The sequence below is a fragment of the Huintestinicola butyrica genome, assembly GCF_025567215.1.
GTDB classification, from domain to species: domain Bacteria; phylum Bacillota; class Clostridia; order Oscillospirales; family Ruminococcaceae; genus Huintestinicola; species Huintestinicola butyrica.
In genome coordinates this window covers 120,162-144,868 of the sequence record NZ_JAOQKB010000007.1, presented here as the reverse complement: position 1 = coordinate 144,868, position 24,707 = coordinate 120,162, and the positions used below count along the sequence as shown (strand labels likewise).

25 protein-coding genes, 1 other RNA gene and 1 pseudogene are annotated in these 24,707 nt (G+C 48.0%); 10 read left to right on the top strand and 17 right to left on the bottom strand.

Annotated elements, in window-relative coordinates; all coding sequences use genetic code 11:
* Nucleotides 1-122: 122 nt before the first annotated feature.
* The 11 genes and pseudogenes from OCV68_RS09240 to OCV68_RS09190 form a co-directional block, all read right to left on the bottom strand.
* On the bottom strand, nt 123-419 hold the full coding sequence (locus OCV68_RS09240; protein WP_107632103.1) for a hypothetical protein: 297 nt from the start codon (nt 417-419) through the stop codon (nt 123-125).
* Between the two features lie 134 nt (nt 420-553).
* The gene (locus OCV68_RS09235) at nt 554-769 is read right to left on the bottom strand and encodes a transposon-encoded TnpW family protein (protein ID WP_107632102.1); all 216 of its coding nucleotides are present in this window, start codon (nt 767-769) and stop codon (nt 554-556) included.
* A gap of 79 nt (nt 770-848) precedes the next feature.
* On the bottom strand, nt 849-2,699 hold the full coding sequence (locus tag OCV68_RS09230; RefSeq protein ID WP_199855204.1) for a recombinase family protein: 1,851 nt from the start codon (nt 2,697-2,699) through the stop codon (nt 849-851).
* 55 nt (nt 2,700-2,754) lie between these two features.
* Nucleotides 2,755-3,045, bottom strand: a pseudogene (locus OCV68_RS09225) (conjugal transfer protein TraG); the annotation flags it as partial.
* Entirely contained in the window at nt 3,042-3,533 is a 492-nt protein-coding gene (locus tag OCV68_RS09220; RefSeq protein WP_114000936.1) for a PcfB family protein, read from the bottom strand. The gene OCV68_RS09220 and the pseudogene OCV68_RS09225, both read right to left, overlap by 4 nt.
* Nucleotides 3,534-4,430, bottom strand: a complete 897-nt coding sequence (locus OCV68_RS09215; RefSeq protein ID WP_071143490.1) for a DUF6017 domain-containing protein — start codon at nt 4,428-4,430, stop codon at nt 3,534-3,536. It lies immediately after the preceding gene.
* A 169-nt stretch (nt 4,431-4,599) separates the two neighbouring features.
* Nucleotides 4,600-4,914 carry a DUF5720 family protein gene (locus tag OCV68_RS14790; protein WP_330410171.1) on the bottom strand — a complete coding sequence of 105 codons (315 nt, stop codon included), beginning with the start codon at nt 4,912-4,914 and terminating at the stop codon, nt 4,600-4,602.
* Between the two features lie 280 nt (nt 4,915-5,194).
* Nucleotides 5,195-5,392 carry a helix-turn-helix domain-containing protein gene (locus OCV68_RS09205; RefSeq protein WP_114000934.1) on the bottom strand — a complete coding sequence of 66 codons (198 nt, stop codon included), beginning with the start codon at nt 5,390-5,392 and terminating at the stop codon, nt 5,195-5,197.
* 375 nt (nt 5,393-5,767) lie between these two features.
* Nucleotides 5,768-7,507, bottom strand: coding sequence for a dynamin family protein (locus OCV68_RS09200; RefSeq protein ID WP_022473853.1), 1,740 nt, complete (start codon nt 7,505-7,507; stop codon nt 5,768-5,770).
* Nucleotides 7,508-7,526: 19 nt separating this feature from the next.
* On the bottom strand, nt 7,527-8,504 hold the full coding sequence (locus OCV68_RS09195; RefSeq protein WP_022473854.1) for a M48 family metalloprotease: 978 nt from the start codon (nt 8,502-8,504) through the stop codon (nt 7,527-7,529).
* 15 nt (nt 8,505-8,519) lie between these two features.
* Nucleotides 8,520-10,577: a dynamin family protein gene (locus OCV68_RS09190; protein ID WP_022473855.1), complete on the bottom strand. Its 2,058-nt coding sequence runs from the start codon at nt 10,575-10,577 to the stop codon at nt 8,520-8,522.
* 2,306 nt (nt 10,578-12,883) lie between these two features.
* Here OCV68_RS09190 and OCV68_RS09185 point away from each other — a divergent pair.
* Together OCV68_RS09185 and ssrS are read left to right on the top strand one after the other, a co-directional pair.
* Nucleotides 12,884-13,186, top strand: a complete 303-nt coding sequence (locus tag OCV68_RS09185; RefSeq protein ID WP_262572141.1) for a DUF1292 domain-containing protein — start codon at nt 12,884-12,886, stop codon at nt 13,184-13,186.
* 119 nt (nt 13,187-13,305) lie between these two features.
* Nucleotides 13,306-13,507, top strand: a non-coding RNA gene (ssrS, locus tag OCV68_RS09180) — 6S RNA.
* A gap of 55 nt (nt 13,508-13,562) precedes the next feature.
* Here ssrS and OCV68_RS09175 read toward each other — a convergent pair.
* The 3 genes from OCV68_RS09175 to OCV68_RS09165 are packed head-to-tail and all read right to left on the bottom strand — an operon-like array spanning nt 13,563 to nt 14,692.
* On the bottom strand, nt 13,563-13,952 hold the full coding sequence (locus OCV68_RS09175) for a hypothetical protein (protein ID WP_262572140.1): 390 nt from the start codon (nt 13,950-13,952) through the stop codon (nt 13,563-13,565).
* A gap of 21 nt (nt 13,953-13,973) precedes the next feature.
* Nucleotides 13,974-14,378, bottom strand: coding sequence for a hypothetical protein (locus OCV68_RS09170; RefSeq protein ID WP_262572139.1), 405 nt, complete (start codon nt 14,376-14,378; stop codon nt 13,974-13,976).
* A 35-nt stretch (nt 14,379-14,413) separates the two neighbouring features.
* The gene (locus tag OCV68_RS09165; protein WP_262572138.1) at nt 14,414-14,692 is read right to left on the bottom strand and encodes a hypothetical protein; all 279 of its coding nucleotides are present in this window, start codon (nt 14,690-14,692) and stop codon (nt 14,414-14,416) included.
* Between the two features lie 160 nt (nt 14,693-14,852).
* Here OCV68_RS09165 and OCV68_RS09160 point away from each other — a divergent pair, with 160 nt between their 5' ends.
* From OCV68_RS09160 to OCV68_RS09150, 3 genes are all read left to right on the top strand, one after another.
* The gene (locus tag OCV68_RS09160; RefSeq protein ID WP_022473860.1) at nt 14,853-15,335 is read left to right on the top strand and encodes a metallophosphoesterase family protein; all 483 of its coding nucleotides are present in this window, start codon (nt 14,853-14,855) and stop codon (nt 15,333-15,335) included.
* Between the two features lie 30 nt (nt 15,336-15,365).
* A complete protein-coding gene (locus OCV68_RS09155; protein WP_022473861.1) occupies nt 15,366-15,842 on the top strand; it encodes an SUKH-3 domain-containing protein in 477 nt (158 codons plus the stop codon).
* A 98-nt stretch (nt 15,843-15,940) separates the two neighbouring features.
* The gene (locus OCV68_RS09150; protein ID WP_147621881.1) at nt 15,941-17,212 is read left to right on the top strand and encodes a 2-hydroxyacyl-CoA dehydratase; all 1,272 of its coding nucleotides are present in this window, start codon (nt 15,941-15,943) and stop codon (nt 17,210-17,212) included.
* A 114-nt stretch (nt 17,213-17,326) separates the two neighbouring features.
* Here the strand turns inward: OCV68_RS09150 and OCV68_RS09145 are convergent, their stop codons facing one another.
* The 3 genes from OCV68_RS09145 to OCV68_RS09135 all read right to left on the bottom strand — a co-directional run bounded on the left by OCV68_RS09145 (nt 17,327) and on the right by OCV68_RS09135 (nt 20,185).
* On the bottom strand, nt 17,327-19,423 hold the full coding sequence (locus OCV68_RS09145) for a heavy metal translocating P-type ATPase (protein ID WP_262572136.1): 2,097 nt from the start codon (nt 19,421-19,423) through the stop codon (nt 17,327-17,329).
* Nucleotides 19,423-19,683, bottom strand: a complete 261-nt coding sequence (locus OCV68_RS09140; protein ID WP_262572135.1) for a DUF1490 domain-containing protein — start codon at nt 19,681-19,683, stop codon at nt 19,423-19,425. The genes OCV68_RS09145 and OCV68_RS09140 overlap by 1 nt, the downstream gene beginning before the upstream one ends.
* A gap of 136 nt (nt 19,684-19,819) precedes the next feature.
* Nucleotides 19,820-20,185 carry a metal-dependent transcriptional regulator gene (locus OCV68_RS09135; RefSeq protein ID WP_022473865.1) on the bottom strand — a complete coding sequence of 122 codons (366 nt, stop codon included), beginning with the start codon at nt 20,183-20,185 and terminating at the stop codon, nt 19,820-19,822.
* 398 nt (nt 20,186-20,583) lie between these two features.
* Between OCV68_RS09135 and OCV68_RS09130 the strand changes: the two genes are divergently transcribed.
* The 5 genes from OCV68_RS09130 to murI all read left to right on the top strand — a co-directional run bounded on the left by OCV68_RS09130 (nt 20,584) and on the right by murI (nt 24,707).
* On the top strand, nt 20,584-20,928 hold the full coding sequence (locus tag OCV68_RS09130; protein WP_022473866.1) for a YerC/YecD family TrpR-related protein: 345 nt from the start codon (nt 20,584-20,586) through the stop codon (nt 20,926-20,928).
* A gap of 2 nt (nt 20,929-20,930) precedes the next feature.
* Complete coding sequence (locus tag OCV68_RS09125) at nt 20,931-21,686, top strand: class I SAM-dependent DNA methyltransferase (protein ID WP_022473867.1); 756 nt, start codon at nt 20,931-20,933, stop codon at nt 21,684-21,686.
* 26 nt (nt 21,687-21,712) lie between these two features.
* Nucleotides 21,713-22,594 (top strand): Hsp33 family molecular chaperone HslO, encoded by an 882-nt coding sequence (gene hslO / locus OCV68_RS09120; RefSeq protein WP_022473868.1) that lies wholly within the window; start codon nt 21,713-21,715, stop codon nt 22,592-22,594.
* A gap of 182 nt (nt 22,595-22,776) precedes the next feature.
* On the top strand, nt 22,777-23,838 hold the full coding sequence (locus OCV68_RS09115; RefSeq protein ID WP_022473869.1) for a D-alanine--D-alanine ligase family protein: 1,062 nt from the start codon (nt 22,777-22,779) through the stop codon (nt 23,836-23,838).
* A gap of 17 nt (nt 23,839-23,855) precedes the next feature.
* Nucleotides 23,856-24,707 (top strand): glutamate racemase, encoded by an 852-nt coding sequence (gene murI, locus OCV68_RS09110; RefSeq protein ID WP_022473870.1) that lies wholly within the window; start codon nt 23,856-23,858, stop codon nt 24,705-24,707.

Sequence of the window (24,707 nt, the reverse complement as noted above, 5' to 3'; positions counted from 1 at the left end):
CTCCTTTACTTGCTATCAAAAATTGTTTTCAAGTATATTATACATAATCGTGAGCCAAAATTAAAGTCGCATATTATTAAGTTTTTCTTCAATTTACCTGAATACCTGTGCTTGTATCTACATTATTTTAGCCTGTCGGCGGCGTTGTTCTCTCTGGCGTACCGCCGCGCTGCTTCCCGGCGTTCCTCGCTGTATGGGGCGGTCAGACGGAAAGAGAAACGCCCCTTTGCAATATCAAACTCCATGCAACCTGTTTCGGGGTCTGTGTCAGTCTTGCAGCACTCGTCGGGGTACTGCTCGGCATAAGCGGCAAGCCGCTTTTTGAGGTTGGTGTTGTGGGTGCGGATATGGATAAGGAGGTCTTTCTCGTCAAACCATATATCAGTGGTCTTTTCCTGTTTGGTAAGCCCTGTTCTCATGCAAGCTCCTTTCTGCGCCCCTGTTACGCAATAGGGGCATTTTTCGGGTGTTTTCCTCGACTCTTGACTTGGGTAAAACGGCGTTTTTGACGATAAAAACCGCCCAAACGGGGAATGTATCGTCGGGGCGGCTGTTATCGCAAGATTTCTGTTTTTTCCGGCTCTTGACCGTCAGACGCAGAAAAACGCAGACTGTCGGCAAGTATCGTTTTCAGCAACTTGTCGGAGAATGTTTCTGTGCCGTTGGGATTGAAAAACAGCTCCGCAACAATGGTCTGCCCGTTCCTCTGTGTCGTGATAATTCCGTCCGGCTTGGTCGGCGGGGTGGGTGTTCCTTTCTTTTCTGTCAATAGGTTGCTCCTTTCTCCGGGCGTAAAAAAGGGACTTCCCGTAGTTCGGAAAATCCCTCTCTGATGTTGCTATTCTGTTTTATGGTGCGGACAGTGCGGCGGCAGCCTGCGCCTTTTTCTTCGCTCGATATTCCCGCGCTTTGATACGGTCATACTCCCGTTGCTTTTCAAGATTTCTCGCCCGGTATTCTCTTGAATAGTTGCGGTGGTAGGCTCGGTTCTTTTCCTTTCTTGCTTCTTCGATTTCCTCACGCATTTGCCGGATTTCCTGCTCTGTCGGCTCTGCAAGCTGTGTCAGTTCATTTTCAAATCTGCCGATATGGTTAAAATATATCCCGATATGCTGAATAGCCTGTTTTGCCCTTTTCTTGTCGCGCTCATGCACTTCAATCCGACTGATAAACTCGTTGAGGATAGTCGGGGTAAGGTCGGTAAAGTCAGCGTAACGGTCTATCAGCTTTACAAACTTCTGCGCCCGTCCTCCCGCGTTTTCAAAAGCGGATAGCTGCTCCCTAAGCTGTTCAAGCTCGGCTTTCAGTGAGTAGTATTCTTCGGAATACTTCTGCGACATCTGCTCATAGCGGTCTTGTGGGATAGTACCCAGCGCGTTGTCCTCATAAAGTTTATTCAGCACCTTGTCAATCTGTTCAAGGCGCGTCGTGATTTGCGGGATACGCTTTTGCTGTTTCTTTGTCTTGTCGGTCTGCTGCATGGCAAGGCTCTTTTTCACTAAGGCTTCAAACTCTGCCCGGTTGCTGATAGAGTATTCCGCGATTTTTTTCAGCACATCTGCGACGGTCTGCATAAGCAGATCCGCGTCCATGATGTGCGGAGAGCTGCACTTGGGATTTTTGGCTTTTCCCTTGTGGTACTCGCTGCAATAGGCAACATGGCGCTTGCCGCCGTTCCTGTAATCTATGCGAATGTGCATTTTTGCGCCGCAGTCTTTACAGAAAAGCAAGCCGGACAGAGGGTGGATTTCTCCGTCCCCGTTGGGGCGTTTGACAGGTGCGTTTTCCAAAATCCGCTGCACATTTTCAAAGTCGGTGCGGTCGATAATCGGCTCATGCACATTTTCTGTGATGTGCCACTGGCTTCTGTCTACATAGTGGTTTCTCTTATCTCGGAAATGCTTTGTAGTCTTGAAATTGACTACATCGCCGCAATACTCCTGCCGCGTGAGGATATGGGTCAGCGTGGCTTTGTTCCACTTGTAACGGTTATCCTCGTTGAGCGTCTTATTTTTACAAGTTCCTCGCCCGCGGTCTTTCATGTAGAAAGTGGGGGTTGGGATTTGCTCCTGCGTCAGATATACGGTGATTTGGTTTCGGTTTTTCCCGTCCAAAAACAGACGGAAAATAAGGCGTACAACCTCGGCGGCTTCCTCGTCGATTATCCAAAAATCCCTGTTGTCCGGGTCTTTGATATAGCCGTAAGGGGCTTCGGTGGCAACTGGCTTTCCGCTCATGCCTTTGGTCTTAATGCCCGTTTTCACTTTTTTGCTGATGTCCTTTGCGTACCACTCCGACATGATATTGATAAAGGGGGCAAACTCTAATGTGTCGGGGTTTTCGCTGTCTATGCCGTTGTTGACTGCGATAAAGCGCACATTGTTCCGTCTGAAAATCTCCATAGCGTTGCCGACTTGGAGATAGTCGCGCCCCCAGCGGGTAAGGTCTTTCATAATACACACGCCGATTTTTCCGCTTTCCACATCTTCAATCATGCGGGAGTAAGCAGAACGGTCAAAAAACCTGCCGCTTTCGTCGTCGTCAATGTAGTGCCGGATATTGGTTAGGTGCTGCCCTTTGGCGTAGTTCTCCAAAAAGATTTTTTGGTTCTGTATGCTGTTGCTCTCGCCGCCGTCCCTGTCCTCGTCGCCTACGGATAGGCGGGAATAAAGGGCTGTGATTTTATTGTAATTGCTCATGTGCATATCCCTCCTGCGTCTATAAAGGTGTTGTTTACAGTTAAGATTATGCACTCCAGCGGGCAGAACCATACTCGATCCCGTGGCGATACTTCTTAGCGTTCTTGCCTTTCAGGTAGACCGCCATGCGAAGGATCACCGCACCCGCTATGCCGATCAGCAGGTCCGTGGGATGGAAACTGAGCCACGGGGAGGAAAGGGCTGCCGTGAAGCCGTCCCCAATGGAGAGCAGCTTGCCGGAAAGGTCAGCACCGGGCGCAAGCCGGAAAGCCTGTGCCAGCTTATCGAAGGGATACACGAACAGAAGATACGGGAAATTCAGCAAAAACAGTTTTTTCATGTTCATCTCTGCACGCTCCGATCTTTGACCTTTACTTTCTCCCGGTCAATGGTGCGGTGTTCCACTTTCTCCGCCGCCTGTTCCTTCGCCTGGGTCAGCCGTTCCCGGATGGAGGGCTTTTCCTCACGGCTCATTTTCCGGCTGGCAAACTCCTGAAATGCCGCTGTGATGGCATCCGCGTCCCGGCTTTTGAAAAAGACCAGGTAACGGGGCTGCTCTGCGGCGGTGTCCTTCTTCAAGGCAAAATCCACATGGTATTTTTTCGCCACACGGGAGAAAGCCTTGATATTCTTGTCACTGATCTCGATATTGGCAAGACCGGCGTTCTGGCTGGCAAGCTGTTTAAGGCTCTGCCTGCCGCGGTAGATTTTTGGCTTCTGGCTTTTCTGGATTTCCTCCAGGAACTTTTTGACGGCCTTTTCAAAGACTTGCTCGCTTAGCTTGGCTCCGTCAACAATGAGCGTTACGGCGCCCCGCGTTACTTCCTCCTGCATTTAGCCTCGCCCCCTTTGCCCGTCCCCGTACATATCGTGCTGCACCAGGGAAGAATAGTAGCTGTTGATGGTGGTCGGGGCGTTATACAGCGCCGCCAGAAGGTATTTCTTGATATTGCGGACATAGGTGGTGTTGTCCTTCATACAGTCCATGACATACTGAACATGGGAACTGTCCAGCTTCATAAACCGGGACTTTACCACCTCTGCCGGATAATCATCTCCGGCAATGCGGATGACTTTGCGGGCAGAACATACGGTATCCACGATCAGGTCAACGATTTCGTCAAGCTGCTCACGGTCGATATGGCTGTCCTGCACCAGATAGCTGTACTCGATGTTGTCCAAAATCACTTCACGATAACATTCTCTGGCTCCCATCCGATCCATTCCCATCCTTGCCCCTGCGGGGGTAGGGGGATTTGATGGGATAGGATTTGATATCTCCGTACTTGATAAATCAGTCTTTGTTTGATTAGTATTTAATTGTGCGGGGTTTTCCGTACACGGTTCCGCCGTATCCGGGATACCCATATCCGGGTTTTCCGTATATGGCTTTGCCGTACCCGGTAAAGGCGTACCTGGGCTTGACGGCGGTTCGCACTGAGGCATTTCGTAAATGACATACTCGGTATCCGTGATCTTGCCTTTTTCATCCCGAAGCTGGGTGCGCCGGATATACCCGTGGTTTTCCAGCTCCTTCAATGCCGCACCGATGCTGTCCACACCTTCCCGGCAGATCGCCGCAAGACCTCTGGTGGTGTAATTCCACTCATCAGGGAGTGACAACATCATGGACAGCAGCCCTTTGGATTTCAGGGTCAGCGTTCGATCTTTCAAGTGATGGTTCGACATGACCGTATAATCACGGGTCTTTTCAATACGAAAAACAGCCATCTTCGCACCTCCTTCCTGTGAAAATAAAAAGTGTTGATTTTGAGCGGTTTACCCGTCTGTATGCCTCCATAGCCTCCCGCATGGGAAAACATCCACGCTCTGTTCAGAACGCAAGCCACGGAGGAAGAAACAGAAGATTTTCCGCTGATTTTGATACAGTTTGGGGCGGCTACCTCTCACGGTCTTTATGGTCATAGTGGAGATCGCCGGAAAGCACCTTCGCATGGTTACGGATTTTGATATGTCCCTTTTCCTGATTTTCCAAAGCCTTGCTGTATCCGGCGTCAGTCAGGAACAGGCGCATTTTCTCACCCTTCCAGCCAACAGGCGAGTCATGGGTAAGAACATCAAAGACAATCATGTGTCTGGTCGCCGGGTCGAAACGCTCTAAAGCCATAATGTCATGGCCAGATAACTTCTGCGCCCCGGATCGCTGCCTGGCTTCTGCCAGCATTTCTCCGATGGTGCGGGCTTTCTCTGGCAGACGGTATTCGGCCTGCACCTTGCGAATCAAATCCATGCACTCCTGATCCGACAGTGGGCGGAGCTTGTCCAGAAGGCCTTCCGCCGTTTCTTTCGTTGCCGGGTTCGGCGCATAGCGCCATGTCATGTAAATCTCATTCAGGGCGGCGTTCTGATTGGTACTTTCAATCTGAAACACCATCCTCATTTCTGCTTCTGTCAGTTTCATTGCCAGCCTCCTTCAAAAATGGGTATAAAAAAACGCCATAGGTTTTTTGAGCCTACGGCGTTTCTTGCGATATTCACAATTCTAAACTTTCCAGCCACTCGTCAAAAGATTTCTTGGAAACGCGGATCGCATTGCCTATGCGGACGATCCTGAACTCCTCCTGCTTGACGAGCTGATATGCGGTTGTGCGACCGATGTTGAGCATGGCCGCAATCTGTTCCACGGTATATGTGCGCGGTTCCGGCAGTGACTTTTTCTCTTTCTTGTCCATAGTAACCTCCATGTATTTGCCTTGTCATTTTGACTAAGGGAGTGGAGAATGGCAGTAGCAATCGGCTTTGGCTGGGTGTCCTCTTGCTAAGAATTTGCTAATAGGACCACCCAACGGACACATAAAACTGCGTCAGAATAGGTGTTTTGCACCATAAAGTTCGTTTACTACAAGTCATTCTGCGTAAGGGATGATATTGGAAGTTACATCCGAACCGTGTATCACATGGTAAGCCATACTCCTAAGCGAAAGGCCATGGGTTCGAATCCCGTCGGGGACGCCATTAAGTGCAGATCTTTTCAAAAGGTCTGCATTTTTTTATACAGCATTAAACAAAGCGGTCTGATGAAATCGCCTCATCAGACCGCTCTATTTTTAGTCGTATTTTTTCAGAACGCTTACCGCTCCGATAACTATTTCGGAAGCCTTTTCAAGGTTCTTGACTATCTTTTCGGCATCGCTGCTGGTGCGTGCCATTTCCATAGCCTGATTAACAGTCTCCCTGCCCACATCTACCTGAGTGCGGTAAATGTCGTCCAGCTGGGACATGGCAAACTTTTCAAGATTGCTGTAGCAGTCCTTCAAATCCTTGATGGTGTTGTTTCTGATATCATCGTAATTTTCAAGAGCGGAATCAATGATCTCGGACTGGCGCTTCTTTTTAAGGATATTCCTGAAAAAGGGCATTGTGGTGGAGGGGAATCCCATCTCACGGTCAGCACCCTGAGAAGCCGCAGCCTTTACCTTGTCCGCAACGAAAGTGTTTACGTTTACTGTCTCGCTGCACGATATTCTTGCGCCTGCAAGGTTTGCTATGCCAAGCTTTCTCGAAAGCTCAGCCGCCATATCGTCAATGATGTCGTTAAGGCGTGACTGATGGATCTCCAGGCACTTTCTGTAAGCCTCGCCCACCTTATCCATAAGGTAGGAGTAGAAATGTCTCTCCACGTCCTCGTCGTTGGCAGTGGTACGGCAGGCAAGAATATCCTCTCTGAGCTTTGTGAAGAACTCGTACATCCAGTGCTCCGCTTCCTGCATCATCTCGGTGATGGAAAGGATTATCTTGGGCTTCTGGCTTTCCAGAGCGGCGGCAAGTGTGGTGCACTCGTGCTCAAAGTCAACGGAAAGCTCATCAAGCTTCTGCCTGTCCATCTTGACCATGTCGCTTATCATGTTGAGACGGTTAAGGGTGTCGGAAAGCATGAGCCTAAGCATGGAGAATACACGCTGGGTGCGGATAGTGTCCTTCTGAACAATTATCTCACGGGAAAGAGCCAGCTCAAATTTAAGGAACTGATTTTCGTAATAATCCTGAAAGCCCTTGATGTCGGGGCGGATAAGACCAATCTTTCTGCGGTACTCGTCGATGCCGCTTATGCCGTAAACCTCGGCGTAAGGGATTATCTGGGAGCACTTTTCGCTGATTCGGTCGATTATCTTCTCGATATCCTCCATGGAGTTCATGGCGTCTATCATATTTACCAGCACGAATACCTTGCTGAAATTCTGGGGAACGATGTGGCTTGCAATGAAATACTGCTCCGACTCGGAAAAGGGAGACAGTGCGGAAGCCACGTAAATAACAGCGTCCGCCTTGATAAGGAAGTCCTTTACCTGATTGTCAAGGTCGTCAAGGTCGCTGAGACCCGGGGTATCGACTATCTGTATCTCCTTGAGGATAGGTGCATCGCTGCGCACATCAAGATAATCCAGCTCGCCGGGGAAGAAATCCAGCAGACCCGAAAGCCTGTCACGGCTCAGGTCGTCCTGGGTAAGGGTAACACGCTTGCCGTTTTTGAGCACTGCCTCCACCGAAGGGCGCTCACCGTATGAAATGCAGTTGATGGTAAAGGTCTCGGGAGCAACGTTTACAGGAGCAATGGAGCGGCCCAGTATGGCATTGATAATGGTGCTCTTTCCTCGCTTGAAGTCGCCGATGACCATCAGCGAAAACGGCTGATCCATCTTCTGACCGATGACAGAGTCCCACTTGGACATTCTTTCCACAGCCTCGTCACCGAGAATGGCGGAAAGCTCGGGGTCCTTCACCAGCCTTGAAAGCTCACTGCGAACATACGCAATATCCGCAGCGGCATTGTCGTAATTTTTTTCCATCGTTATCCGTCGTCCTCCTTTACGCAGAATGGCTGCTGCCTGCGTCGGCTATGATGTCGCAGCGAATTTCAAGGGACTGCTTGTTTCCGACGTGTGTCATAGGCGCAGAAAGGTCAGGCCGCCAGATGTACAGTATCTCGCATCCGATAAATTCCATTCCCGCAATTATCCTGCGCTCGTCGTGAGAGCATTCGCTGCCCATTTTAAGGCTGCGGACAGGTGTTACGTGGAATGTCTCATATCTTTTAAGAATGCCGTCAATATCAATGCCCGTGTTTACAGCTCCGAAGGAATCGGGAATGCCCCTGCGCCTTACGGAAGCATATACCTGCGGGAACTTGCTTGGGTCATCAAGGCAGATTATGCCCGCACGGTCGGCGGTGATATCGCCCAGAATCAGCCATTTGTTAAGGCTGTAGTTCAGCTCTCTAACATTGCTCTTCACATTATCGGCAGGGTTTTCGGAAACATCTCCCCTGCTGATGCCGGGATATGTGAAAGCGTAGTTGAATGCGGAGTGCCTGTTCTGGAGCCTTCCGCACTCGCAGCCGATAAGATAGCAAAGCTCATCATAGGAGCAGTTGTCGGCAATATCGCTTGTCATGACAATGCACGGCTCAATGCCGTCACCTGCCATGGACATTATCTCGGGAACGTCGCCCGCCTTGCGGACAAGCACAACGGGCAGGCTTATCTGGAGCCTCTCGCTGCATTTTTTTGCAGCCTCATACGCCTTGGCATGCTGCATGGAGCCTGCGCTGTCGCTGCTCTGGAAATATCTCTTGAAGCGGTTGGGGATATCGCTGCTGATGATAGCCTTGTAAAGGCGTGACCAGCCCGAAAAGCCACCTATCTTCTGCCTCATGGCAAAATCCGCATCAAAGGCATAATCAAGAGTTCCGCCGACAACGTGTTCCTGATAGGAACGTGTTCTTGCGACCAGATAATCGCAGAACGATGTGTTTATATCCATAAGAGGATTGTATGAATCCGTCATCAGTAAACCTCCGAATTACTCATAATCGTCCGACAGTATCTCGGTAAGACTCTTGTGGAGGTTATAGGTTTCCGCAAGCATACCGCCAACATTTTCGGCGATACTCTGGAGCCTGATCTTTTCATTGTCGGACATAGTTTTCTTCTGCTGCTTGACTTCATTGAGGTTGTCGAGGGTCTTCTGGGTATCCTTCAGGATTATCTCAGTCTCCTGCTCGATCTGGTTTTTAAGTCCCGCAAAAGAGTTATATACCTGCTGACGCACAGATTCTGTGAAGTCGGAATTGATACGCATTTCATGGAACTGCTTCTTTACATTTGCCTTAACATTTACCTTGAACTTATCGATACGTTCCTGAACCAGCAGCTTATCAACGGCAAACTTGCCCGTAAATGTGCCTGCAAAGCCCGCAAACGCAAGTATGCACAGACCCGCAGGGGTAAGGAATGCGCCGCCCACAACGGTAGTTACCAGCAGGAAAGAGGTAGCGAGCCATGTGGTAAGACCTGTAAGTCCGCCAAGCAATGCGCCTTTGATGCCTGCCTCTCTGAATCCGATGAACAGACCGCCGATGCCGCCTGTGCCTATAACGGAACCGATGATGCTGTCAACAGCGCCGCCGTTCCTGTTGTGCTTAGCCTGAACGGAGAACATTTCCTGGATACGGTTCAAGGACTCGAAGAATTCGTCCTGGAAAGACTGGAGACGTACAGCTTCCTCCGACAGACCAACATTGATATCGTTCTGGATCTGCTCGCAGATGAGCTGTGCCTTGTTCTCGATATTTTCCTTTATCTTCTGTGTAAGCTTTTCATAAACAAGCTTGAGCTTTTCACGCTTGAGGTCGTCACCGCACATCTGATAGTCATCGATGACCTGCATAGCAGTCTCCTCTATCTTGACCCAGTATTCGTCAAGGATAGGCTGCAGCTGCTCGAATACCTTATTGGCAGCGTTGTTGATGCGTACAAATTCCTCACGCTTCTTGGTACGTATCTCCTCGATCTCTTCAATGGCAAGCTGATACTTCTCCATGAATTCGTCGGTTTCCATAACAAGAGCGTTTTCGTGGATAACTATAGAATTGATGATCTCAGAGCCTGAGCTGATTATCTTGTTTGCAAGTATCTGGAGAGTAATTGAACCTCTCTCCTTGGTGAGCATGGTCTCAAGAACGCTTTCAAACTTGGGGAAGTTACTTTCTGCCAGCATAGCATCATCGTGAGCTTCCTTTGCCATGAGAGCCTTCTTTGCGTAAACGCCGATTACCTTGGGCTTTCCTATCTTGCGCTTGTAAACGGCAAATTCCTTGGAATTTTCGCCCATGACCTTCTTTGCCTTATCCATTACATAGCTGCAGATACGCTTCTCGACAGTCTCAACTATTCTGTCCTCGTCCTCCTTGGAGAAGGTCCCGAAGCAGTTGACCGCAAAGATGATCCTTCCCAGATCGCTTGTGAGCATCTTATTTTCAAGGAACTCCTTTTCAAACTGGGAGAAAGGAGAGTTTGCGCTGATAACGAAAACCGCAGCGTCGATCTCGGGCAGGATAGACATGGTAACATTGGTCATCTGCTCGTCATCGTTAAGACCCGGAGTGTCTATAATATCAACGTGGTTCTTGCAGAAATCGGTGTCGTAATAAACAGTGGCTTCCTTGACAGTCTCAGCCTTCTTTTCGGATTCAAAGGAAAGCTTTGTAACATAGTCAGCCAGATGGTTGATATCTACCTTTTCGGAAGAGCCGTCCTTGTATTCCACCACAACATAAGGGTCCTTGCTGTATGTAACTCTGTTGAGAGTGGCAGTTGCGGGAAGGACATCGGCAGGAAGCACCTCCTGACCGAGAATAGCGTTGATGAGCGTACTTTTTCCACGCTTGAACTCACCTACGATAGCGACCTCGAAATGCTCGCCCGCATTCTTGGCAATAACGTCGCCGATAGACTTTGCCGTATTATCGAGCTGGAGAGAGGAAGCATATTCCCTGAGCTGCTCCAACGAGTCGATCAGTTCATTTACGGTGTCACGGAAAGAGGCGTAGCTTCCGAAATCATAAGTCTGTTGTTCCATTATAAACCTCCTGTAGAAAATTCTGCAAACGGCAAAACGCCGCAGGCAGTGGATTTATCAGATGTCAAACACAGAAAGCCGCATAGACTTTCTGCACCAATCACGCAAAATCGCAAGGGGCAAATGGGCACAAAAAGTCCGCATATTTACCCCATAATATATAATATTATATCATATTTTTCTTAATAAAGTCAATGAGAGACAAGCTGTAAATCACACAAATTAAGGAAGCATTTTTGGGCATACCGAACAAATCCACGCATATTTTACCCCGCCGCCTTTAAAAAGGTTACAAATTTATTAAAAAAAGAAGCCCGCCTGACATGACGAGCTTCTTCATATTTCATATTAAGATGTTTAAATAGTTAGGCGGACTCACTCCTTGCGTTTTAAAGCATTCCACTCATTCGGCTGTGAAGTAAAATCATTGCTTCGATCACACCTTTATATAACTGCAATTCATAGAACCTAATCTATATTAAGCATTCATCATGCGGAAATTATCAAAGTGATTTTCGCATTCAAGGCACATCTTATGCCATTGGAAACAACTCCGTTTTCTTAAAATTTTGTCTGAGAAAGATTCAACTTTCCATGGGACTTATCTCCTGTCAGTAAATTTTCATCATTCAGGCATTCACTGTGCCATGGGAAACAACTCCAAACTGTACAAATTTGTTGTATTGGTTGGAAAAATCAGCTTTCCATCGGACTTATCTCCTGTCATATATTTTACAGGCAAACTCAGCGTGCCATTGGAAACAACTCCGTTTTTAAGATTCCGGTAAGACCGGTGATAGAACTTGAGGCATTGAATGTTATGCCATGGGACTCACTCCTGTTTCTTTAAAATTCAAGCATAAAAGCCTGTCCTATCATCATATGAGATCATCCTTTCGGGATGTAAATTTCGTGATTTAAAGTGTGCCGTGCTTTTCAGCTGTCGGCGGAGACTAAATAGTCAGATCGTAAAAACCTCTTGTAATCATAGCTTAATCACCCTTTCGGTAAGATTTCAGCCTGCCGCTGCATTTCTGCACTGTTGCGGCGAATTTAACAAATACAGAGAATATGGAACCTCTTTTTCATAACATCATCAAACCCTTTCCTTGGGGATATCCTGCCGCTGCCTTTCAGCATTCATGCGGTAAAGTTACTTCTGTGTCGGACTCACTCCCTTGCGTTATCGTTCAAATATTCAGATCATAAAATCCTCTTGTGATCATAGCTTAATCACCCTTTCGGTAAGATAAGCCTGCCGCCGCCTTTCAGCACCGATGCGGCACATTTAGTGAATACAGAGAATGTGATAACCTCTCGTCATAATATCAAACCCTTTCATCGGGATATCCTGCCGCTGCTTTTCAGCATTTATGCGGTAATGTTATCGGTATTTCGGACTCACTCCTTGCTTTATGATTTAAATATTCAAATCGTGAAATTTCCTTCCGAACATATTTACCAGATCCTTTCCGATATCCTGTCCTGCCGCCGCTTTTCAGCGATAATGCGGTAAACTCAACAGCCTGTCGGACTCACTCCCTTTCGCTTAAAATTCAAGTATGAACCTCATTTTCATAGGAATCATCCTTTCGGACTTATTGTCACAGCCAATCGGGGGAATAGCGTCCCGACACAGCGGACTGTATATCATCTTAATTGCCCTGCTTTAATGTCATTTCATCCGGATATAAATATGACCCTCTCCATCGGACTTATCCCTTTCATCATTTTCTGACGAGATGTTCTTTGGAAGAAGGTATAAAAATACCGCCCACACATTCGTGCTGCGGCTCTTGTTAAATCTGCTTTTTTACTGAACTAATCGTTCTGTGGATCCGAAGTGGTCAGTTATCAAACTGAACTTCCTTTAAACTTCGCTGACGATCATTAAAGCAATTCTGCAAAAAACGAGCCGCTGCGGAACATCCCGCTATTAAACTGCTGCTCACTAACGTCTGCCATCGGACTCGCCTTCCTTTCCAAACTAATTGCAGATTGCTTTCACTCCGAAAGTCTGCTGTTCTGTGAAGAGGAAACCCATCGGAATCTTCCGAACCTCTTGGTTCTCTGTTTCCTTATCTTGGTCATTTCCCTTTCCTTGATACTAATATACCACACCCATTAGTAAAAGTCAATAGTTTTGAGCATAAAATACTGCATATCTTTTGTGCATTATTTTTATTCACTTTCAATATTGACTTTTTATATAAAATGTAGTAAAATAAAAATATTGGGTCGCTTCTCATCGGAATAATCTGTGAAAAGCGGCATACTATTATATTAAAATACAGGAGGTAACGAGAATGGCTGATTACGATATGGGCGCTGATCTTTTCACTCTCACCGATGAAGAGGGCGTTGAGCAGACCTTTGAACTTATGGATACCTATGAAGATAAGGACGGCAATGTTTATTACGCACTTGTTCCTTATTATGAGAACCCCGAGGAAATGGTCGAAGCCGATACTGAGCTGGTTATCCTCAAGAGCGAGGACGACGGCGACGAAGAAACTCTTGCCTCCATCGACGATGATGACGAGTACGAGAGAATCGGCAAGATCTTCATGGACAGACTTTCCGAGATGTTCGACGACGGAGAGGAATAATTTCCCGTACTTTGTGCATCACCACGGAACTTATGCAAATTTACAAAATTTATCCGTCAAAATTGACAGATATTTATATTGATTTTTGCTCCGTTCTGTGATATACTACACTTAAAGAAAAACTTCTGCCTTGACCGATAAAGTGTGGTTTTATAATCCAACACTTTTATTTAGGGATTCAGTCTCCTTTGACGGATTGCAGACCTCCCGCCGCATTAGATGTGCGGAACTACGGACGCAGGGAGCGTGAAATCAAAGGGCTGTTGCCCACCTGCCTTTGTGCGGGTTTTATTCGCCACATGGCGGCAAGGCGGTGTTTTCTAAAAAAAGCTCAGTGCCTGCGGTTCTCCGTAGGCACTTTTTTTTGCCGCATAAGCTATAAAAGCAGGTATCCCAGCGCAGCCAGCAGCGGCAGGTCGGCTCCGCTTCTGGCAAGAATAACTATCAGCAGGATTATGATGATCTTTTCCTCATCAAGCTTTATGCCCCCAAGCATTCTTCCAAGGTCAAAGCCATTATTTCCCGCAGGCCTCTGAATGTTCTGCTCACGGGGCTGCTGCTCATGGGTATTTTCCCTTGCGTTCATTCCCCTGTCACTGCGTTCATAAAGGTTATTCCGCTCGGGAGTGCTGCGGGAATTATCCTGCATACGCCTGTCATTTCCGCCGTACATTCGGTTTCCCATATCGGGCGGACGCCTGCCCATGTTCATGCTGCGGTACCGCATATCTCCTGCGGGCATTGCTCTTCTGCCCCCATCTGTCATATTATCATCTCCACGGAATGACTATAAAAGCGAATCAAGGCTGCCAAGAAGCCCGCTTTCCTTCAGCGCATTTGCTGCGGAGTAGAGCTTCAGCATCCTGACCGCCTTATCCACCCTCTCCTGTTTGTCCCCGCTCAGATGAGGACGCAGCGCCATAAGCAGCGCCCTGTTTTTATCCTCACCGTTCATCGCCGCCAGCACCTTGCTTACAGCCGTGAGCATATTGGGGTCAAACTGCCCGCCCATCAATCCCGCAAGGCTCCCGAAATCAAAGCCGCCTTGGCTGCTCTGACCGTTCTGACCGCTCTCCCCGCTTTTGCCGTCGGAGGGCATTTCCGATTTGAGCATATCCGCCAGCTCTTTTATCTGCTGCATACTTTCGGGGTCACTTAGCAGCGAACCCAGCATATCGTTCATATCCTCCATCGGCTTCACCTCCAGTGCGGCTATGTAATCACATATTATCTGCGGCCGTTGTTATTCTGTCCGCCCTGACCGCCCGTCAGCTTCTGATAAAGTGCCTGCGCCTGCGGTGCGCTCATAAGCTTTTCAAGCATCCGGGGATTTGAAAGCACAGCGTTGAATTTCTGGGCTTCATCGGGCTTCATGTTTTTGATGGCACTGTCGAATTTGCCCTGCATAAGCTCACGCTTCAGCCTTTCGGGAGGCATATTCAGCTTTGAGCCTACGGTTTTGAGAAGCCTGTCGAGGTTTTCGGGATTTGTGCTGCGAATGTCCATATAGCTACCGCCTTTCAAAATAAGTCCGTCAGCGTGGTTATAATTACAATGACGAAAAGACTTTATTTCTTTACATATTTATGTTATAATGTATTTAATTAGACTACCGAGTGAGCTTACTGTCGGTGCCACTATCATATTATGCACAAGGAGGAATTCTGTGAGAATAATTGCAATGTCCGACTCCCACGGCAACGCATATGCACTGAAAAAGATATTTGAACGCACCAAGGATACGGGCGATATTTTCGTTCATCTGGGCGACGGTCAGCGTGAGCTTGACCTTATGCGTGCCGAATACCCCTCTCTTGAGATACACCACGTTGCGGGCAACTGCGACTACGGCTCCGTATCGCCTAATTTTGAGGTGATACCCTGCGGAGATACAAAAATTCTCATTACCCACGGTCATATCTACGGCATAAACTATGGCAGAGAGACTCTCCGCTGCACCGCACAGAATTTCGGCTGCAAGGTAGCCCTTTTCGGTCACACACACTGCCGATACGAGGGCTATGAGGACGGCGTTTATCTTATGAACCCCGGCAGCTGCTCATGCCCCAGGGATTTCAACAAGCCCTCCTACGGCTTTGTGGATATAACCCCAAACGGTATAATCACAAATATCGTGGATCTGGACTGATAACAAATAATACGAAAGGATCATTATATTATGGAACTTAACGGATTGAGCGAAAGAGCAAGAAAGCTTATAGAATCATGCGGCTACGGCAAGCCACACTTTATGTCCGAGGACGATGTTGCCGAGCGTCAGGCATTTTTTGAAGAAGAGGGCTACACCGTTTCCGATGAGGCAAAGGAAATAATCGACAACTTTTATATGCTCTCCATCGGAAAGCACGGTACATTCAAGGACGGCACCTTTGTTATCACCGAAAACGATGATATCGAAAACAAACTGGTGGTGTATCCCGAAAATATCTATGATGCCGCTCACCTGTTCAAGCAGCTTTCCGACGCAGTGGGCGACTATATTATCCCTCTGGGACTTATCAACAACGACTTTATCGCTATCGGAAGCAGCGGTAAAATATATATCATCGGCGATGACGTTTATGTTGGCGGAAATTCATGGGTAGAGTTTCTCAATAATTTTGCGGATAATTTTTCATCATTAAAAAAGGATTAAATGTCGAAATTGGGCTTGAAAAAAATATACGGATATGATATAATTATATAAATTTGATGATAAATCCAACGCTAATGAAACGAGGCTGATAATCCAATATGGCTGAACTTGTATATAACGAACAGGGCAGACTGCTTTTTACCGAGGAAATGAGAAAGGAATATACTATCCTTATCCCCAATATGCTCCCTATCCATTTCCGTCTTCTGGAAAGAATTTTCAATAACCACGGATATAGAATGAAGCTCCTTACCTCCACAGGAAGAAAGATCGTGGACGAGGGACTGAGATATGTACATAACGATACCTGCTACCCTGCACTGCTCACTATAGGTCAGTTCATTGATGCACTCAAATCGGGTGAGTACGATGTAAACAAGACCGCTCTTATGATGGTCCAGTCAGGCGGCGGCTGCCGTGCCTCCAACTATATCCACCTTATCAGAAAGGCTCTGAAAAAGTGCGGTATGGAGCAGGTGCCCGTTATCTCCCTTAACCTGGCAAGCCTTGAAAAGAACCCCGGCTTCCACCTTACCCCCGCTCTTCTGGCGGAGCTTATCACCGCAGTCTGCTATGCCGACCTGCTGATGCTCCTTGCCAATCAGGTGCGCCCCTACGAAAATAACAAGGGCGATACCGACAAGCTCATCGACGTCTGGACAGACAAGCTCACCGAACTGAATTTCAGCTACACCGCTTTCGATAAAACAGCCGTTCAGATAGTAAAGGAGTTCTCCGAAGTGCCATTCACTCCCGACCCCGACAAGATTAAGGTAGGCGTTGTAGGAGAGATTTACATCAAGTACTCCCCTCTCGGCAACAATGACCTCCACAAGTTCCTTGAATCCGAGGGCTGCGAGGTATATTGCCCCGGTCTTATCGACTTCCTTATCTTCATGGGCGACCATCACGTTGTTGAGACCGAGCTTTACCACGTAAAGTACAAGAAGTACATTGCGTCCAAGGCTGTAAAGGGCTTCTTCAAGATGATGCAGAACAAGATAATCAAGGCTGTAGGCCCCTCAAGATTTTTCGGCCCCACTCCCTTTGAGGAAGCTAAAAAGGACGTTGAGCCTTTCATCTCCCCCGCAAACAAGATGGGCGAGGGCTGGCTCCTTACCGCCGAGATGATAGACATGATAAACATGGGAATAAACAACATCGTCTGTGCCCAGCCTTTCGGCTGCCTTCCAAACCACATCATCGGCAAGGGCATGATAAGAAAGCTGAGAGAGACTTATCCCCAGTCCAATATCGTTCCCATTGACTATGACCCGGGCGCTACACGAGTAAATCAGGAAAACCGCATCAAGCTCATGCTTTCCACCGCAAGACAGCAGATGAACGAGAAAAAAGCGGCAGATCAATAAACATAAAAAGTCACCCGAAAATAATATTTCAGGGTGACTTTTTTGAAGCAGCATTTATAACACAAAGCCCTGTTCCGACTAACCTGCGGAACAGGGCTTTTCATTTAATGAAGCTTATTTTTTCTCTTTGTCCTTATCCATAAGAGGAGTCATGCTCTTTGCGCATATCATCATTGTTGACGCATTATGCAGCAGTGCTGAGGTCGAGGGCGAAAGCACGCCCAGCAGTCCCAGTACCAGCAGGCTCGAATTGAATGTAAGAATAAAGCGGTAATTCTTGTTGATGCGCTCCATAAGCAGCTCGCTGAGCTTTCTCAGGCGGACAAGTTCTGTAAGGTCGGCGCCTCTGAGAGTGATATCCGCAGTTTCCTTTGCGATATCCGAAGCGTCGCTCATGGCTGCGGATACGTTTGCTGCCGCAAGTGCGGGAGCATCGTTTATGCCGTCGCCTACCATGATAACACGTCTGCCCTGAGCTTTCAGCTCTTCTATCATACCGTGCTTCTGTTCGGGGAGCACCTGAGCATGAACTTCGGTGATACCAAGCTTTGCGGCGATTATCTCCGCTGCCTTTACGCTGTCGCCTGTGAGCATAACGATATTTTCGATACCCTCACGCTTGAGCATTTCAACAGCCTTTGCCGCCTCTGCTCTGGGGGGATCGCTTATGCACAGAGCGCCTGCCAGGCTGTCGCCCACCGCAAGATATACCACGGAGCAGGCTCCCGACTTTTCGTCGATCTCGTTCTGCTGAGCTTCGGTAATGAATATGCCCTCGTCCTCGGCAACAAAATGATGGCTGCCGATGATAGCCTTTTTGCCGTGGAGAGTGGTAGAGATACCGTGAGCCACTATGTAGTTCACCTCTGCGTGCTCCTCAGCATGGTCAAGTCCCCTGTCTGCGGCACCCTTGACGATAGCCCTTGCAACGCTGTGGGGGAAGTGCTCCTCCAGGCAGGCCGCTATTTTAAGCGCCTCGCCCTCGGTATATCCGCCGAAAGGAATGACTGTTTCAAGCACAGGCTCAGCATTGGTGAGCGTTCCTGTTTTATCAAACACAACTGTGTCCGCATTTGCAAACTCTTCAAGATACTTTCCGCCCTTGACAGTGATGTTCATATCCGCAGCTTCCTTGATAGCGGAAATTACGGAAATGGGCATAGAAAGCTTTATTGCGCAGGAATAATCCACCATCAGCAGGGAAACTGCCTTGGTGATATTTCCCGTAAGCAGCAGAGTAAGACCAAATCCCAGGAAGCTGAAAGGAACGATGCTGTCCGCCAGTGTTTCCGCACGGCTCTGAACGCCTGCTTTCAGGTTCTCGGAGTTGTCGATAAGCTCGATTATCTTGCTTATCTTTGTATCGGAGGAAAGGCTGCGGACTGTTATCGCCACAGTACCCTCTTCCACAACGGTTCCCGCAAACACGCTGCTTCCTGCCGACTTCATTACAGCCAGAGGCTCGCCTGTCATGGAGGACTCGTTTATGTAAGCCTCGCCCTCGCATATCTCGCCGTCCACGGGGATAACGCTGCCTGTGCGTACTCTTATCCTGTCGCCTGCGTGAAGCTCGGACATGGGGATAAGCACATCGGACTCTTCCGTTACCAGCCATACCTTGTCTGCCTTTACAGCAAGACTGTCCGCAAGAACAGCCCTTGTGCGTGCCCTTGTGTAGTCCTCCAGAAGAGCGGATACGGACAGCAGGAACATTACGCTGCCTGCGGTCTTGTAGTTTTTCCGGCTGAGGCAGGCTGTGATGGAAGCTCCGTCAAGCACGTCAACGGTAAGCTTGCCCTCGCCCAGTGTGCAAAGGCCTTTCCAGATGTATTTCAGTCCCTTTATTATAGTAAGCGCATTGCTTACAGGCATAGGGAGAAATGCCGTGAAAAGTATCCTCTTTGCCACCAGCTTACCAAGCTCAATGCCGAAGCTGCGGTCTATCTCCGCAATGCCGAACTCGGGGTCGGTATCATTGGGAACGAGCTTTCTTGGGTCAAGAGCCGATACAGCCTTTATAACCTTGTCACGGCAGCCCTTTTTGTAGCATACAAGTATGCCGCCGTTCCCGCTCCTTACCTGTACCGATGAAACGAAGTCCTCGGCGGTAAGGGTCTTGTAAACGCTGCACTCAAGCTCCTTTTCAAATGCGTATCCGCCGCAGCGGAAACGTATCCTGCCCGGAGTATCGTAAACTATACGAAATTTCATTAGTCGGTCACTTCGTCCTCGTCATCGTCAGCTTTCTTAACGCCTGCCTCTACCTGTGCATCGTAGCAGAGGTCAGCTGCATCGTCCTTCATGTTCTGGAAGGCTTCCTTAGCGTCGTGAGTGAACTTCATACCCTTTGCAAGACCTGTAACAGCAAGCTCTCTGGTCTTCTTTGCGGTAAGTATCTTCTTACCTACGATAACTGCTGCGGCGCCGCCTATTGCGCACCAAACCTTCTGATTTTTAAAGCATTTCCACATAATTCATGCTCTCCTTTACTTAAATTTATGGGAATATCCCCGTTTATATAATCGCCTGCAAATGCAGGACGGTCATATCATTGGTTTTTATATTTCGATTAGTCTGAGCTAACTAAAAACTTGCTTTTTAAGCGTTTTACTTATTAAGAATGTAGTCAGCCAGGCGCTCGGCAGTCTCCTCCGAAACGTGGGAAACGATAGCCACCGCATCAGCGTCAGCCTGCTCCTCGGTAAGGTCAAGATTCTTGCTGAGAAAATCACGGATAATAAGGCACTTGGTAAAAAGTGAGTTTGCTTCTTTCACACCGATGTCTGTAAGGGCTATCTGACCGTAATGCTCCTTGTCGATATATCCGCTGTCGCAGAGCTTCTGGGTCATAGAAACAGTGCTTGCCTTGCTGACACCTACGATCTTTGCGACCTCCGCAGAACGAACATCCTTGCCGTTCTGCCCCAGCTTATATATTGCGAAAAGATACTTTTTCTGGGAATATGTAAGCATTTTCATCTTTCCTTTCGGTAATTGGAAAAGTTCTGAAAGCAATCCATAAAGTTATATAAGGCTAACTTTATGGTATTTTTTACAGGCAAGGTCTGCCTCTCGGACAACTTTCAAGCATTGCCCTTCAAAGTCTTTAAAATTGTTAGCATACCTTAACCTTAACTTTATTTTACAACCTATTATTTCAAATGTCAAGAGTGCAGCGCAGGATATTGCACATAATGGCGAATTTTGTAGATTTTACACATTCCGCATATATTTCACGCAAAAATAATATCAGCTTTGCACAATATCACAAATGTTACAATTAAATTAAAAATCTCGAAAAGCCCTTTACTTTTATATTTTAGAGTGCTAAAATAAGAGTATATATAGAATTTGAAAGGACGGTTCAAAACATGGACGAAAACAGAGCAGATGAAAAAAGCCTGGACTATCTTTATGAGGCTCTTCTTTGCCTTAAAACAAAGGAAGAATGTGCAGCGTTCCTTGATGACCTCTGCACTTCTCTGGAGCTGAAGGCTCTTTCTCAGCGTATGATGGTCGCCAAGATGCTTTCCGAAAAGAAGATATACAACAATATCGTTGCAAGCACAGGCGCCAGCACCGCAACTATCAGCCGTGTGAACAGGACTCTTAACAGCAAATACAGCGGAGCAGGCTATAGAATAGTATTCGACCGCCTTGGCTCAGGCAGTGTTACCGAAGTCAACACAGGCGCTGAAAACGGAAAGGCTGACTGATCGTGAGCGGATACGGTCCATTTTCATACTTTTACGACAGGCTCACGCTCAACATCTCCTACAAAGACAGAGCCGAATACTTTGACAGGCTCATAAAGCTCCACGGCGGCAGAAAGAACCTGCTTCTTGACCTTGCCTGCGGCACAGGCAGCCTGTCCGAAGAATTTGCAAAAATGGGCTACGATGTCATTGCCACCGACAGCTCACAGGAAATGCTCAACTGCGCTCTGGACAAGAAGTTTGAAAGCGGTCTGCCAATTCAGTATCTTTGTCAGGATATGACCGAGCTTGATATGTTCGGCACAATAGATGTAACGATCTGTGCGCTGGACAGCCTTAATCATCTTTCTTCAAAGGAAGATATGCAAAAGACGATAAATAAGGTCTCGCTTTTCTGCGAACCGGGCGGACTGTTCATATTTGACGTGAACACCCCTTACAAGCACAAAAATGTCCTTGCGGAAAACACCTATGTATATGACCTTGACGATGTTTACTGCGTATGGCAGAATTCATTTGCAGGCACTCCCGACAGCCGTGTGAACATCATTCTTGACATTTTCGAGCGTGATGATGACGGCAGATTTACAAGATACGGCGAGGAATTTTCCGAAATAGCTTTTGAAAAAAGCGTTATGGAAGAAATGATAAAAGCCTCAGGAATGACGGTGGAAGCGGTCTATGACTATGACACCCTTGACCCCGCCCGCACAGACAGCGAAAAGCTGGTATTCGTTGCAAAGAAACCTCTGGTTTAATATATAATAGTATTTGGAGAGATCATATGGCTAAGATCGTTAGAACCATCTCGGACGACGCTTCCGTTGTAGCGACCGCTATCGACGCTACCGACATCGTTTCTGAGATAGAACAGATACACAAGACATCGGCAGTGGTAACAGCAGCCCTCGGCCGCCTTACCATAGCCGCTTCCCTTATGGGAATAGGTCTCAAGGGCGAAAAGGATACCCTTACCCTGAGAATGAACGGCAACGGACCCACAGGCGCACTTATCGCCGTGGCTGACAGCCGTGGAAACGTAAAATCCTACGTCTGCAACCCTGTTGTCGAGATACCTCTCAACAAGTACGGCAAGCTGGACGTTGCGGGAGCTGTGGGAAAAGAAGGCACTCTTTCCGTTGTAAAGGACCTTGGCCTCAAGGAGCCTTACTGCGGTCAGATACCCATTGCGTCGGGCGAGATCGCCGAGGATATAGCAAGCTACTTTGCCACCTCCGAGCAGATACCCACCGTATGCGGTCTGGGCGTACTGGTAAATCCCGACCTTACGGTAAAGGCAGCAGGCGGATATCTTATCCAGCTGCTCCCCTTTGCAGATGAAGGCGTTATCGACACACTTGAAAAGAACGTGAACGCTCTCCCCTCGGTAACACAGATGCTCTCATCGGGCGTGACTGCCGAGGATATGGCAATGAAGGTGCTGGAGGGTCTGCAGCCCAACGTTATGGACAGGCTGGAGGCAAGCTACAAGTGCGACTGCTCCAGAGAGCGTGTGGAAACCGCTCTTATCTCCATAGGCAAAAAGGAGCTTTCAGACATGGCAGACGAGCAGGAGACCTCCGAGGTATGCTGCCACTTCTGCGGCAAGAAATACACATTTACTTCCGACGAGATCCGCAGCCTTGCAGAAAAAGCAAAGGCATGACAATATAATACTAATCACCGGTAAAACTATATACAAAAATCATCACATGATCCTTGTACGCAATATCATGCTCGATTTTTTGTACGGTTTTTAATTGGTGCTTAGTATAAAAAAGAATAATTATCACCGCAGCGGAATAAGCTTATAAAAAAAGCGCTGTGCGGCTGAAAGGACTGAGCCTGATGGCAAAAACAAGAGTTGCTGTAATTTTCGGCGGAATGTCAAACGAGCATGATATCTCGCTTATATCCGCCTCAAACGTTATCGCACATTTAGACCCCGACAAGTATGAGATAATCCCTGTGGGTATCACCAAAAAGGGAAGATGGTTCTTCTATCCCGGAGATATTTCGGGCATAAAGGACGGCAGCTGGGAGACAAACCCCGACTGTGTGCCCGCAGCTATTCTCCCCGACCCTCTTTACGGCGGCATCGCAAAGATATCCGACGGAAGAATGAACCTTGTAAAGATAGACGTTGTTTTCCCCGTGCTCCACGGCAAATACGGCGAGGACGGAACCATACAGGGTCTGCTTGATATGGCAGGCATTCCCTATGTGGGCTGCGGCTGCTTTGCTTCCGCTGCCTGCATGGACAAGGAGTATGCACACTGCGTTCTCCAGTACAACGGCATCAATATGGCAAAGTACAGAACAGTAAAGCAGAGCGACCTTAACAATCTGGACGCTGTATGCGAGAAGATCGCCGCAGAGCTGAAATATCCTCTGTTCGTAAAGCCTGCGTGCAGCGGCTCATCTGTGGGCGTTAACAAGGCAACCTGCTTTGAAGATCTGAAAAACGCTGTAAAGCTTGCTTTCACTCATGACAAGAAGGTCATCGTCGAGGAATTTATCAAGGGCAGAGAGCTTGAATGCGCAGTTTTGGGAACAGACAATCCCTTTGCTTCCGAGGTTGGAGAGATACTCTCCTGCAATGATTTCTACGACTATGACGCTAAATACATACTGGGTACATCGGGACTGAATATCCCCGCAAATATTCCCAAGGAAGCCTCCCTTGAAATAAGGGAAACTGCCGTAAAGGCATTCAAGGCTCTGGGCTGCTTCGGTCTTTCAAGAGTTGATTTCTTCCTTGCGGATAACGGCAAGGTATATCTCAACGAGCTGAACACCATGCCAGGCTTTACATCTATCAGTATGTATCCCAAGCTCATGGAAAACCTGGGTATCCCCTACGGCGAGCTTCTCGACAGGCTCATAAAGCTTGCTTACGAAAGAAACTGACGAAAGGGTATTTCAAAATGGCTGAGATTTTAACCGAAAAAAGTGAAAAGGCTATCGGCGTTTTCGATTCGGGTATGGGCGGCCTCACCTGCGTTGCTGAGATAATGAAGCTGATGCCTAACGAAAATATCATCTACTTCGGCGATACGGCAAGAGTTCCCTACGGCAACAGGAGCCGTGAGACTATCCTCGAATATGCCCGCCAGGACGTGAACTTCGTCAAAAAGCACGATGTAAAGATGATAATCGCAGCCTGCGGAACCGTTTCATCTGCCGTGGGTCAGGCAAAGGACTTCGGCGGCGGCGTTCCCTTTACGGGCGTTGTGATACCCGCAGTTCAGGCTGCCTGCGCTGCCACAAGAAGCGGCAGGATAGGCGTTATCGGAACCGCAGCCACTATCCGCTCAGGCGCATACGGCAAGGCTATCCGCACGATCAGGCAGGACGCTGTTATCATCGGCAATGCCTGCCCCCTGTTCGTTCCCCTGGTGGAAAACGGCATTACCGACAAGGACGATATCGTTGTAAAAACAATGGTCAGCCGCTATCTGGAGCCTATAAAGAGGGAAAATGTGGATACCCTGATCCTGGGCTGCACCCATTACCCGCTTCTCCGTGATGCCATCGCAGAGTACATGGGCGAGAGCGTGAAGCTCATATCCTCAGGTGCGGAAGCGGCAAAATATACCATGAATATGCTTGCTATGAACAATATGCTTTCCTCCCGCAGTGAAAACGGTCATGTTACCTACTTCACCAGCGACAGCAAGATGCTTTTTGAAAGCAACGCCCACGCCTTTATCGGAAGCCTTAACGGCAGCGTGGAGCAGATATCCATAGACGATGTTATTATGCAGAAGGACTGTTGA